Source organism: Dechloromonas sp. H13 (assembly GCF_009469615.1).
Lineage (GTDB): Bacteria > Pseudomonadota > Gammaproteobacteria > Burkholderiales > Rhodocyclaceae > Azonexus.
In genome coordinates, this window is sequence record NZ_SSXX01000008.1 from 87510 (window position 1) to 100323 (window position 12814).

At 56.3% G+C, this 12814-nt stretch carries 7 protein-coding genes; 5 read left to right on the top strand and 2 right to left on the bottom strand.

Annotation, left to right across the window (positions count from 1 at the left end; translation table 11 throughout):
* Positions 1 to 7: 7 nt before the first annotated feature.
* From GH660_RS15595 to GH660_RS15615, 5 genes are read left to right on the top strand one after another with little or no spacing between them, the layout of a single operon-like run.
* Complete coding sequence (locus tag GH660_RS15595; protein ID WP_228276526.1) at positions 8 to 2848, top strand: helicase-related protein; 2841 nt, start codon at positions 8 to 10, stop codon at positions 2846 to 2848.
* 19 nt (positions 2849 to 2867) lie between these two features.
* Complete coding sequence (locus GH660_RS15600; protein ID WP_153147611.1) at positions 2868 to 6731, top strand: SAM-dependent DNA methyltransferase; 3864 nt, start codon at positions 2868 to 2870, stop codon at positions 6729 to 6731.
* Positions 6731 to 7927, top strand: a complete 1197-nt coding sequence (locus tag GH660_RS15605; protein WP_153147612.1) for a HEPN-associated N-terminal domain-containing protein — start codon at positions 6731 to 6733, stop codon at positions 7925 to 7927. Before GH660_RS15600 ends, GH660_RS15605 begins: the two co-directional genes overlap by 1 nt.
* Before the next feature lie 6 nt (positions 7928 to 7933).
* Complete coding sequence (locus tag GH660_RS15610) at positions 7934 to 9715, top strand: DUF262 domain-containing protein (RefSeq protein WP_153147613.1); 1782 nt, start codon at positions 7934 to 7936, stop codon at positions 9713 to 9715.
* Complete coding sequence (locus GH660_RS15615; RefSeq protein ID WP_153147614.1) at positions 9712 to 10893, top strand: HNH endonuclease; 1182 nt, start codon at positions 9712 to 9714, stop codon at positions 10891 to 10893. The genes GH660_RS15610 and GH660_RS15615 overlap by 4 nt, the downstream gene beginning before the upstream one ends.
* Before the next feature lie 87 nt (positions 10894 to 10980).
* Here the strand turns inward: GH660_RS15615 and trfA are convergent, their stop codons facing one another.
* Both trfA and GH660_RS15625 read right to left on the bottom strand, forming a co-directional pair.
* Positions 10981 to 12039 carry a plasmid replication initiator TrfA gene (gene trfA / locus GH660_RS15620; RefSeq protein ID WP_153147615.1) on the bottom strand — a complete coding sequence of 353 codons (1059 nt, stop codon included), beginning with the start codon at positions 12037 to 12039 and terminating at the stop codon, positions 10981 to 10983.
* Positions 12017 to 12223 carry a hypothetical protein gene (locus GH660_RS15625; RefSeq protein ID WP_153147616.1) on the bottom strand — a complete coding sequence of 69 codons (207 nt, stop codon included), beginning with the start codon at positions 12221 to 12223 and terminating at the stop codon, positions 12017 to 12019. Before GH660_RS15625 ends, trfA begins: the two co-directional genes overlap by 23 nt.
* Between the last annotated feature and the right edge of the window lie 591 nt (positions 12224 to 12814).

Here is a 12814-nt window from a genome sequence, read left to right on the forward strand (position 1 = left end):
GATTCAAGTGAACGCTGTCTTTCAACCTGGTAGCCTGGTCTCGGCCCGCGGCCGTGAGTGGATTGTCCTGCCTCAGTCTTGTGACGAAACCTTGCATCTACGACCGCTAGGTGCGGCAGAGGACGATGCAACCCTCATTTATCTTCCGATTGAACCCGGGCCTGTCGGCCCGGCAACCTTCCCGAAGCCGTCTGTTCAGCAGGCTGCCAATTTTGCGGCCGGCCAACTCCTGCGAGATGCCCTGCAACTTAAACTGCGCACTGGCGCAGGCCCCTTCCGCAGCTTTGGCAACATCGCCGTCGAACCGCGCGCTTACCAGCTAGTACCACTACTGATGGCCTTGAAGCAGGAAGTCGTGCGCCTGCTGATTGCGGACGATGTCGGTATCGGGAAAACCATCGAGGCCGCGCTAATCGTCCGGGAATTACTCGACCGCGGCGAAATTAGCCGCTTGGCGGTGTTGTGCCCTCCGCACCTATGCGAGCAGTGGCAGCGCGAGCTGAAACAACGCTTCCACATCAATGCCGTTGTTGTACGCAACACGACCGCCAATCGCTTGGAACGCGGCCTACCCGCCAACCAATCGGTATTCGAAGCCTACCCATTTACCGTCGTTAGTCTCGACTACATCAAGTCCGACCGCCGTCGGGATGAATTCCAGCGTGCCTGCCCGGAGTGTGTAATCGTCGACGAGGCACATACCTGCACCTACAGCGGACAGGGCAAGCAGCAACGCTACACCCTGCTCAAGGGACTGGTCGAAAACCCCGAGCGCCACCTCATAATGCTTACCGCCACTCCACACTCCGGCGATGAAGAAGCTTTCTACAACCTGTTGGGTTTGCTCAACCCCGAGTTCAAAGAACTGAAAGACATTCCTTCAGATAGCCGTCGCCCATTGCGCGAACAGTTGGCAAATCATTTCGTCCAGCGCCGCCGCCCCGACATCGAGGAATGGCAGGACAGTAGCGTCTTCCCAGAGCGCTTCTCCACCGAAGTGACTTACAAACTCACTGGTGAGTGGGGGCGGCTGTTCGATGACGTACTCGAATATGCCCGCACCCTAGTTGTCCGTGCCGAAGGCCAGGGTCTGCTTCAGCAGCGCATGAGCTGGTGGGCGGCGTTAGCCTTGCTGCGCTGTATCTCCTCGTCACCGGCCGCCGCCATCAACGCCCTGAGGACTCGCCTCTCAGGTACGACGCTCGCTGAGGGCGCAGCTGAGATTGAGGCACTGACCCTGGAAGAAGCCGAGGAGCAGGGTCGCGAGCGAGTTCTCGATGGCCAGGAGGACAACCTTTCTACTCAGGACATTGAGCCGGGTGCCCGCACCGAGGATACCGAGTGGCTAAGCGACCTGATTGACCGTGCCGAGGGACTGACCGGCGCTGCCAAGGACCCCAAACTCAAGCGCCTTATCGAACACCTCAAGGAACTCACCGCCGCCGGCTTCCAACCCGTTGTCTTTTGCCGCTACATTGCAACTGCGCATTACGTGGCCGAACAATTGCGCACGGTTTTCCGCGACCATCTGGTCACCCCTGTCACCGGTGAATTTTCCCCTTCCGAGCGCGAAGCAACGGTGGAAGCGATGGGTGAGGCCGAGCAGCGTATCCTGGTCGCTACCGACTGCCTGTCGGAAGGTATTAACCTCCAGAATCTCTTCACCGCTGTCGTTCATTACGACCTATCCTGGAACCCGACTCGCCACGAACAGCGGGAAGGTCGCGTCGACCGTTTTGGTCAGAAGGCCCGGGAAGTGCGCACCACGATGCTCTACGGCCAGGACAACCCGGTTGATGGCGCCGTACTGCAAGTTATCCTGCGCAAGGCCGAGAGTATCCGCAAGGAGCTCGGTGTGCTGGTGCCTATGCCCGATGACGAGGGCAAGCTAACACAGGCGCTGGTCGGTGCCGTACTGCTGCGCAAAGGGAGCACGGCCAGCAAGATGCCCCAAATGGGCTTGGACTTCGGTGAGCCCGCGGCAGCCATCGACACTGCCTGGCAATCGGCTCGAGACAAAGCGTCTAAGAACCGAACACTGTTCGCCCAACGTCGTCTGAAACCCGAGGACGTCCTGCCTGAGTGGCAGAAAACTCTGGCAGTTCTGGGCGGCGAAGAAGATGTGGAACGCTTCGTCAAGCGTGCCGCTCTGCAACTAGGTGCGCCGCTGGAAGCCGCCAGCAAGGCGGGCGCCAACCACTGGAAACTCCATGCTGGCAGTTTGCCTGGCGCCGTTCGGGAGCGCCTCGAAGGCGAAGGCTTGGTAGGCACGCTGCGCGTCGATTTCCATCAGCCGGCCGCGACGGGCGCACAGTTCATCCATCGGACCCATCCCTTGGTTTCCGTGCTTGCCGACTACCTGCTCGAGTCAGCGCTGGAGAGTTCGGCTGCGAATGACGAAACCTTGGATGCTGTGGCACGGGCCGGTGCAATATTTACTGAGGCAGTTCAGGTGAAAACCACCGTGCTGCTGGTGCGGTTGCGTCACCAGTTGACCGTGACCCATCGTGGTGAATCGCGCTTACTTTTGTGTGAAGAAACCCTGACAGTTGGCGTTCCGGCAGATGAAACAATGCCTTTGCTGGAGGACGCTGCTGCCCGTGCTCTGATGGCTGCCGAACCAGCCCGGAACATGCCACCACCACTGCGTGACCAGCATATCCAACGTTCCCTCGACCAGCTGGATAGTCAACAACCTACCCTGGAAACCTTGGCGCGCAAGCGTGCTCAGCTGCTGCTAGATGACCATCGCCGTGTTCGTGAGGCAGCGCAAGGGCGCGGTGAATATCGCGTGACGCCCAGTCTGCCAGTCGACGTCATGGGTGTCTTCGTCCTCATCCCGGCCTAAAACAGGGGTTCAAAAAAATATGGCACGCAGAAACAATCAGGAACTCGCCTTTCCCGCCCTTAGCATCGAAGGTGGCCTGCTCGCTCCTGACTTCCTCAACAAGGTTGCCCATCTCGAAGCCAGCGAGCAGACGGAAGCGGATTACGACATCCCCCGTGGCCTCAAGCTGCGCGACGAAATTGGCCGCTACTGGAAGATTGCCCAAAACCTCTGGCAGGACTTCGCCGCCAAGCGCGCCCGGACCGACCTCAACAGCCATGCGCTGACCGTTAAGGAACTGCTCGAACCGCTGCTGCGTCACGTATTCTGCTTTGGCGACCTTAAGGCGGTTGGCCAGGTCACGCTCGGGGAGCGTGTTTTCCCCATTGGTTTCGCCGCCGGCGAGGGGAAGATTCCCGTCGTTCTGGCTGCACACGACCAGCTTCTCGACAAGCCAGATACCAGCTTCGGTGACGGCGTGCGCCGCCGCTCGCCTTTTTTGCTCGCCCAGGAATACCTGAATGCCAGCGATGACGCCCTCTGGGCTGTCGTCGGTAACGGCCTCAAGCTACGTATTCTGCGCGACAACCCCAGCCTTACTCGTCCCGCCTACATCGAGGCTGACCTCGAAGCTATATTCAGCGAAGGCCTATACCCAGACTTCACTGCCCTCTGGTTGTTGGCTCATGCTTCCCGGTTTGGCAAGGTCGGCACCGAACCGGCGAATTGCCCGCTGGAACGCTGGCGCAACACCGCCCAGGAAGACGGTATCCGCGCCCGCGACCGCCTGCGCATCGGCGTCACTGAAGCCCTGCGCGCCCTTGGCACCGGCTTCCTCGCGCATCCAGCGAACACGGAACTGCGCCGCCGCCTCGAGGCCGGCGAGCTCACCACGCAAGCCTATTTCGAGCAACTGCTGCGCCTCATCTACCGCTTCATCTTCCTCGCCACCATCGAGGACCGCGAATTGGTCTTTGTACCGGAGGCTACTGCTGACGCCAAGGCCCGCTACCTGGCCGGCTACAGCCTCACCCGTCTGCGCCAGTTGTCCGCCCGCCGCCGCAGCTATGACCGCCACGCCGACCTCTGGCAAGCCTTGACCATCACATTTGGTGGCCTTGGCAAAGGACAGCCCGCCTTGGGACTGCCGGCCCTCGGCGGCCTTTTCGCTGCCAGCCAATGCCCAGACCTTGATGCTGCCCAGCTCGACAACAGCTCGCTGCTTTCTTCCCTGTTTAGCCTCTGCTTCTTCCGCGATGGGGCGGCGCTTTCCCGCGTCAATTACCGCGACATGGATTCTGAGGAATTAGGCAGCGTCTATGAAAGCCTGCTGGAGCTCATTCCCGAGATTGTTGCAGCATCAGCAAAATGGAGTTTTCGTTTTGCTGGCGACCAAACAAATGAGCAAGGAAGTGCCCGGAAATTCTCAGGGTCCTTCTACACAAAAGATGTTTTAGTTCAGGAGCTTCTTGACTCCACGCTTGAGCCGCTAATCGAGAAAGCTATCGCGGATAACCCAAGCGAGCCTGTCGACGCTTTGTTGACACTGATGGTTTGCGACCCGGCCTGTGGCTCTGGACATTTCTTGCTTGGGGCCGCTCGGCATATCGCAGACCGGATAGCAAAATTGACGGCTGTTGATGGAAATCTCCTGCCAGGAAACTATCGCAAGGCTCTTAGGGATGTCATTTCGCATTGCGTGTATGGCGTAGATAAGAACTCTCTTGCTGTTGAGCTGGCCAAAACTGCTTTATGGCTTGAGGCTTATTGCCCAGATAGGCCCCTTTCCTTCTTGGACCACCGCATCCGCACGGGGGATGCAGTGATTGGCATACTTGAAACTGGGGGTCTTGAACTTGCAGTGGACGATTCAGCATTCGTTGCCCAATACGGAGACGATGATGTTGTTGTCGAGAAGCTGAAAAAAACCAACAGGGAAGCTCGTACAAGCGTCATCCAAAACATCGAGCGCGACTCAAAAGTTTATTCCTTCGATTTCTCTAATCAAAGTTGTGGTCGCAATTTCGATGCTTTACCCGAAGAAACCATAGAGCAAGTTCAGGACAAAGCAAGAGCATTTGAAGCGTGTAAGGCCGAGCTGCGAACCAGCCCCATTAAGCTTGCGAGTGATATGGTGGTGGCCTCCTACTTTGCAAAGAAATCCTTAGACACCGCTGAATTGGTCCCGACCACCGCGGACATTTGGCGTGTACTGCACGGGCAACCAGCTCGTCCAGGGGTGCTTGCCTTTACCGAACAGATTGTTGCTCGAGTTAATCCTTTTCACTGGAAATTGGGTTTTCCAGAAGTGTTTTCTCGTGGAGGGTTTGACTTGGTACTTGGAAACCCACCATGGGCTTCCATGTCTCCAGACCTGAAGCGATTCTTTGCTCCTATAGCTCCAGAGGTTCGCTTCTTACCAAAAGATGAGCAAGCTGCCTTAATGGAGCGTCTTTTGGAGGATTCTCCAACCAATCAATCATGGCAGGCATATTGCCGAGATTTGTACAGCCAGGCGACATTCATAAAGAAGAGTGGGAGGTACTCGATGTTTGCTCCAGGGAATCTCGGGAAAGGTGATTTCAATATCTACCGTATGCTCGTCGAGACTGCCTTTGAAATTACACGCTCAGGTGGCTATGTAAGCCAGCTTGTGCCCGAGAATTTTTACAATGGAGCAAATGCGGCTGAAATCAGAAAGAGATTTTTTAAGAATGCCTCACTTCTTAGCCTTTACGGTTTCGAGAATCGTCAGCACGTATGGTTCGATGATGTTCATACCAGGGCCAAGTTCTGCCTTTACGTGGCACAAAAGAAAGGTACCACAACTCAATTCAACGCCTTATTTAATATCACCTCAGAAGAAAAGCTGCGAAACGCAAAATTGGCTCAGATGGTGGTGCCAGTTAGCCTCGTTGAAGAGTTTTCGCCGGATGCAATTGCTGTGATGGAATTTGCAGGCGAAAAAGATGCCGCAATTTGCAGAAAGATGTATGAGCGCTTCCCAAAGTTCGGCGAAGAGCTTGAGGGCCAGCCCTATCGGCACTACATGCGTGAAATGGATATGGGGAATGACCGAGATGAGTTCGCGTCGGACCCATCCGGGTTTCCACTGTTTGAAGGCCGAATGATTGATGCTTTCGACTACCGGGCAAAAGGCTACGTTTCTGGGCGCGGCCGAGCAGCGGTTTGGGAACCATATGACTTTGGGTCAGAATCTAAGCGCATCAAACCCCAGTGGCATATTGGGTCATCGAATATTCCAGCCAAATTGATTGGACGGCTGTCTTCGTATCGAATTGGCTTTTGTGATGTTGCTAGCCCGACTAATGAGCGGAGCCTAACCGCGGCACTGGTGCCTCCTTCAACGGTCTGCGGCCACAAGGTGCCTACGATTACTTTTGATAACGGTCGTTGTTCTGATTATTTACTGTGGTTGGCTATTGCCAATTCGCTGGTTATGGACTTCATAGTTCGTAAGAAGGTGGCGCTGACAATGTCATTGACTATTATGGATTCGCTTCCATTCCCAAGAGACCTTCCAGAAGAACTACGCCACAGCCTTTGTCGTCGCGCTCTACTTCTTACCTGTGCAGGTCCCGAAATGAAGGGCTTCTTTGAGCAATACACTAAGGAAGACCCAGGCCATGGCTTTGATTTGACCGCTGCAAATTGCTTTGAGACACGCCCAAAAATAAAGGCTGAACTCGATACTCTGGTTGCCGCGAAGGTGTACGGTTTAACCAAGGATGAAATGCGCTTCATACTCGACCCCAAGGAGATTGAAGGGCAGGATTGTGAAATCGAAACGTTCAGGGTTCTAAAGAACAACGAGATGCGCGAGTTTGGCGAATACAGCACCCGGCGGCTGGTGCTGGAGGCTTGGGATAGGCTGGTGGCGTAATGGGTCAAGCCAAACGTCAGTGGGAGGAAGAGAACGAAAGAGGTTGGTCGGCACCCGATAAGCTCGTTTGTCCGGACTGTGTCGAGGATGATTTTCTCAAAGACCTCATTCGGAAAAACGCGAGTGCTCGCCAGTGCGATTACTGTGGCACGCGCACACGGGGCGCCAGCGCAGCCCCGGTTGCGGTCATCATGCCGGCAATAGCATCAGCACTGGGTTACTACTATGCCGAGCCAACGGAGGCTGGCGTTCCGTACGATGGTGGCTGGGTGGTTAAACCCGTTTACACGGTTGATGCCTTGATGGGCGTACCGTTCTATGCCGACGATAAGCTATTTGAGGATGTCGTGAATTCGTTCTCGAATACGGCGTGGGTGTCGGCAGCTGAAGGGCATTGGATGTCCTCGCACCGTCATGAAGAGTGGTCTTGGGCGTGGGAGGCATTCGCCGAAAAGGTCAAGCATCATAGCCGTTACTTCTTCATGGCCAGTGTCGACCGTTCTGATGACTGGCGTCAGCACCGACCTCTCGATGTCTTAGAGCTCGTTGGTGATATGGCTGTTCAACTCGGCCTCGTGACCTCCTTGCCTGAAAAAACTAATCTATTCAGAGTGCGTGAACGAGTCGGTGACGCAAACTGGGAAATTTCGGATGAACAGTTGGGAGCCCCGCCCAATCACTTGGCAAATGCGGGGCGGATGAACCCGGCGGGTATCTCCTACCTCTATTTTTCGAAGTCGAAAAAAGGGGCACTGGCCGAAGTGCTCCGCGGACCGCCGTGCCGAGCTGTGGCTGCTCGTTTCCAAACGGTTCGACCCCTGGCTGTGCTCGATTTGACCCTGCTTCCGCCGGAACCTTCGGTTTTCGACCACACGCAACGACGGGTTAGGGAAGTCATTCTCTTCCTCAATCGTTTCGTGGCGGATATTTGCCAACCGGTGCAGAAGGATGGTCGGGAACACATCCACTATGTTCCTTCGCAGGTCGTCTCGGAATACTTTGCCCAGGTCTTCAAAACACCGGATGCCGAGCAACTGGACGGCATCATGTACCCCAGCGCGATTTCTCCTGGCAATGTGAATTTAGCGCTGTTTCCTCGGGATAGCCGAGACCCTTTCGGCCACGCCGTGCAGTTTGTGAACGGCACTGAGTTGTCACTGGATACTTGGGCCGAGTTTTCAAATGCAATTTCCTGAATAGCTATGACAGATACTCTCTTCAAAGAAGTCCATTACACGCTCGGTGGTCTAATTCACGACATCGGCCTGGGGCGTATCGGTCTGCCTGACATCCAGCGCCCTTTTGTCTGGCCAAATGCCAAGGTCCGCGACCTATTTGACTCCATGTACAAGGGCTACCCGGTTGGGTACTTCCTGTTTTGGCAGACGGGGGCGGAAGATGTAACGACCAAGGTCATCGGCCAGGATGCAAAGCAAAAAGCACCGTCGTTGCTCATTGTTGACGGACAGCAGCGCTTGACCTCGCTGTACGCGGTCGTTCGGAAGGAAGCGGTTCTGCGTGACAACTTTGAGCATGAATTCATCCGGATTGCCTTCAATCCGCTCAAGGGCGAGTTCGCCGTCCCAGACGCGACCACGGAGAAAAAGCCAGAGTTCATCGCTGACATCTCGGAAGTTTTCAATCGACCGACCCACAAGACCATAAACGAGTACATCAAACGCGTTGGGGAGGCTCGTGCAGCCGACGGCGGTGCATTGACCGACGATGAAGAGGAAAAAATTGCCGAAGCGATTGGTCGCCTAGCCGGGCTGACCAATTACCCCTTTGTCGCACTGGAGCTAACCCAAACTGCCAGTGAGGAGCAGGTCGCTGATGTCTTCGTTCGCATCAATAGTGAAGGGAAGAAGCTCAACCAGTCGGATTTTATTCTGACGCTGATGTCGGTTTTCTGGGACCAAGGGCGAACGGACCTGGAACACTTCAGTATCGGCACTCGCAAACCGTTGCAAGGTGGGGGCGCAAGCCCGTTCAATCCCATTTTCCAACCAGAACCGGACCAATTGCTTCGCGTGAATGTCGGAGTAGCTTTCCGTCGGGGCAGGTTGGAGCACGTTTACTCCATTCTTCGTGGCAAGGACTTGCGCACTGGTGATTTCAGTCCTGCTCGACGGGACGCCCAGTTCGGGGAGCTGAAAGAGGCTCAAGCCAAAGTTTTGAACTTGACCCACTGGGCCGACTTCCTGAATGTAGTGCGGGCAGCGGGGTATCGGCATCTCCGCTATGTCAGTTCTGAAGGAGCCCTGATTTTTGCCTACCAGCTGTTCTTGATAGGCCGGACTGAATTCAAGGTCGAGCCCTATACGCTGAAACAGACAATTGCCAGATGGCTCTACATGTCCCTGCTGACAGGGCGATACACCAGTTCACCGGAGTCGCGCTACGAAACCGACTTGAAGCTGTTACCTGATGGGAACGACCCGGCGGCTTTTGTAAAGGCACTCCAGGATGTAGAGCAGGCCACGTTGACTGATGACTACTGGGCTAAAACGCTACCGATGGAGCTTTCAACCTCGGCTAGCCGTGGCCCCAGCTTGTTTGCTTACTACGCTGCCTTGGTATTGTGTGAGGCAAAGGCCTTGTTTTCCAAAGGCAAGGTGGCCGATTTGCTCGACCCGCCCGCCATCGGCAACAAGAAGCCACTGGAGCGTCATCACCTTTTTCCGAAGCGCTACCTCCACAAGATTGGCACCACCGAGTTGCGCGACACCAACCAGATTGCCAACTACGCGCTGGTTGAGTGGGACGATAACATCGCAATTTCTGACATTCCACCGAAGGAATACTGGCCGAAGTACGCAAACCGGTTCTCGGATGTAGAACTGCAGGAAATGATGCACTGGCATGCGCTGCCAGAAGGCTGGCAAGACATGAGTTATCAGGGTTTCCTGGTGGCAAGGCGTCCGCTGATTGCTCAAGTTATTAGGCAGGGCTACGAAAAACTGACTGGGAGCAGCGGTGCATGAGTATTGCCGCAAAGCTTCCGAGCGAGAGAGCCCTCGAAATCATCACGACTGAGCTGTCAGAGGAATTGTCGATTCATTCTTGCGACCAGGCTGAACGTAGCAAGGCCCACCTGTTTGAAATTGGCGGGCCAGGCGGACGCCAGTTTGCATTGATAGTTGGTGACATGTACGCTGCCAAGGAGCCGAACCCGTCCCAACAGACAAGAATCCTGCTGGAGAAGTGCAAGGTACCCGATATAGCCGGGGTTTCACCTTGTGATGACGATTACAGTGGCTCTCGCATCAAGCAAGCTGATTCACGCATTGCTCCGCCGAATCAGTCTTCCTGTCTTGTTGCCGATGAATCGGCACTTCGGGCTTTGCTCCGCTGGTATGCCCAATATTGGGGGGCATCGGACGATTACGATGCGGCTCCGCTGGGCTCCCTTGAGCGAACTCGACTGGAAAAAGCTGCGCAGGACGCGGGTTTTGACCTTTCTCCAGCCGTGGAGCGAGATTGGCTTGTTTTTCGGTCGACGGCTTTCCCGGGCACAGTAGGGGTTGCCTCTGAGATTGCGGGGTACCGTGTCGCAGTCAGTGATGCTGGCCTGGCTCGCCGGGTTGCAACCGAGTTCACAGCGGTAGCAGCCGATGCCAGTCCACCGTGGGCGGTGTACCTTAATAACATTCAGGATTATCCGACGCTGCATCGTTTGTTCGGTCGTATTGCTGCGGTGAGCCGTGTGCTGGCAGGCGAAGGGTTAAGAGCCTTCGAGGAAAGCCGCCGCCACCCACCGGATACGACGGAAGCGACTCGACTCGTTGTACAGCGGGTGGGGCAGGATATTTTCCGCGCTTCGTTGCTTGCTTACTGGGGGCAGCGATGCGCGGTCAGTGGGCTTGCTGTACCTGGGCTTCTCCGCGCCTCCCATATCAAACCCTGGGCAGACTGCGCCTCCGACGCCGAGCGGCTTGATGTATTCAACGGCTTGCTGTTGGCGCCTCACCTTGATGCGTTGTTCGATGGCGGATGGGTGACCTTCATGGATTCTGGACAAATAAGAATTTCCGATGCCCTGGATGCCGCTAGTCGCACCCGGCTGGTGCTCACAGGGGCCGAAGCCATCATTGGCCTGACTGAACGCCACCAAGCGTATTTGGCATGGCATCGGGAGCATTGCTTCGACCGGAAAAAGTAGTCTGCGTTTTTGTATTTGCTAAGCCAGGCTAGTTTGCGCTTTGAAACTAGCCTGCTCACCTACTGGTGTTACCACCGACGACTCCCGTTAGGTCATCTGCCATCTCAAAAGCTCGACCGTGAGGTGTGTATACGTGAGCTCAAATGCCGCCACCCTCTCGCTGTCTGACACGTCATCCCGCTGTAGCCGCGCCAGGGCTCGCTTCAGCCGTCGGCGAAACTCGCGGAGTTCGCAGACCACACCGCTCCACTTGAAAAGGTCTTCAACTTTCACCGGGTACGGCTTCGCATGCGTGCTGTAGTAGCTCGCCAACCAGGCCGGCAGGCCTGAGTATTCGTGCAGCGCAGTGTGGCTGACCGCACTCCAGTTTTCTGGCCCAAAAAGCCTAGCCATCGAGTCCAGCACGCGAAACGAAATAAGGTCGCTGCCCTTCAACAATCGCTCTGGCGTATCTCGGCCTTGGTAGCCGTCATCGAATAAGACATCCAATAAGCGCGGCATCGGGATGTCCACCCGCTTTACCCGGATACGCAGGTGGGCAGCATTGAGCCGAATGAGGCTGTCTCGGATGGCCCGGTGGGTATTGGCGCAGTAGGACACATTCAGGTCACGGGCCAGTTGCCAAAAAGTCACGCTCACCCAGCGCAATTCTCCTCCTGGGCAGAGGGGCCGCTCGTCACGGTAGTAGTTCAGACAGGCAGCAAAAACACGTCGGTCGTAATCACCCAAGGGGTGCCCCGTCAGTGTCAGGGACGTATCGCCCTGTACGCTTATCTCGACGTTCATCAACGGCTTGTCGGTCACCTCGGAAGCACCGAACAAGGAGGAGCGCAGCAAGGTATTCGGGATACCCACCGTCGCTTCCCGCCAAGTAGGCAGGTAAACATCGTCGCCGCGCCGAACTGCCCGACGCTGCCTGGCCTGCCGCACCTCAGTGACTGAAGCGTTGTCGGGGAGCACCAGGACGGGTTCCTCCGCGGCAGCCATCTGCCGCAGCTGACTGCGTGCAACAGATTCGAGCGTAGCGGCGGCCGCGCAGATAAGGTCTTGGGTCAGGACGTCCGCTGCCGATTCCGCGGCGCATCGCGTAGCCGCAGCTTGGGCCTGAAGTGCGGCAATCTGCTCAGCGCTGCGCCGCTTGACCATGTCGGGCTCCTGATGCGCGTTCAACGTAGGCGGCCAGGAGACCGCGAAGAACGACCGATGCACAGAGGCCTTGCACCGCGCAAAGCGAGGCAAATTCGTTCTTCAGGTCATCCGGAACCCAGACTTTCATCTGGACCGAGCCGGCACGATGCCGGTCGCCAGGTTTTTCGATTTTGGTTTTCATGTGTCTTCTCCACTGGGACCCAATGGGGCCCCACATGAATCGGTATAGCGCGCTGGAGAGGCATGACGAACGACAGACCGTACCCAGAATGGGTTCAACGCTGCCTAAAAACACGTTTTACTTGGCGTCGAAACACACGCTGCTTGTCGTGGCCCCACATTTCGCTTGGCCTCAAAACACGCCATGGCGCCCCTGCCAACAAAATCTCCCCAGCCGGCAAGGCGTTTTCAGGGGTATCCACCCCCGTAATCCTTAATCCTTTAATCACCCACCCCCGCCAGCATCTCTCTGGGTGTGCGCCTCACAACGTCGCAAAGCAGCGTGAACGTCAGGACCCTGAACATGGGTTCAACGTCTTTCCGGTGAGCAACCCGCTTCTGGCAACCAGGTGGCTGGTCAGGTCGCTCGTCAGTGGGCAGCGCTTACTCTAACTGGCAAGGCGCATTGGTATGCCGTCAGACAACAGCCCTGGCAGCCCTCATGCAGCCTGTGGAATGCGATGCCAATTCCCTTGACTGAGACCATCAGCCAAGTAGAACGTAGCCAACGCCGATGACGATAAGTTTCATACCGCCAAGGGGGCATGCAAAG

Excerpts from the sequence above, each read along its gene's own strand:
- GH660_RS15615 (WP_153147614.1), top strand. The coding sequence starts at position 9,712 with ATGAGTATTGCCGCAAAGCTTCCGAGCGAGAGAGCCCTCGAAATCATC.
- trfA (WP_153147615.1), bottom strand. The coding sequence starts at position 12,039 with ATGGTCAAGCGGCGCAGCGCTGAGCAGATTGCCGCACTTCAGGCCCAA.
- GH660_RS15605 (WP_153147612.1), top strand. The coding sequence starts at position 6,731 with ATGGGTCAAGCCAAACGTCAGTGGGAGGAAGAGAACGAAAGAGGTTGG.
- GH660_RS15625 (WP_153147616.1), bottom strand. The coding sequence starts at position 12,223 with ATGAAAACCAAAATCGAAAAACCTGGCGACCGGCATCGTGCCGGCTCG.
- GH660_RS15610 (WP_153147613.1), top strand. The coding sequence starts at position 7,934 with ATGACAGATACTCTCTTCAAAGAAGTCCATTACACGCTCGGTGGTCTA.
- GH660_RS15600 (WP_153147611.1), top strand. The coding sequence starts at position 2,868 with ATGGCACGCAGAAACAATCAGGAACTCGCCTTTCCCGCCCTTAGCATC.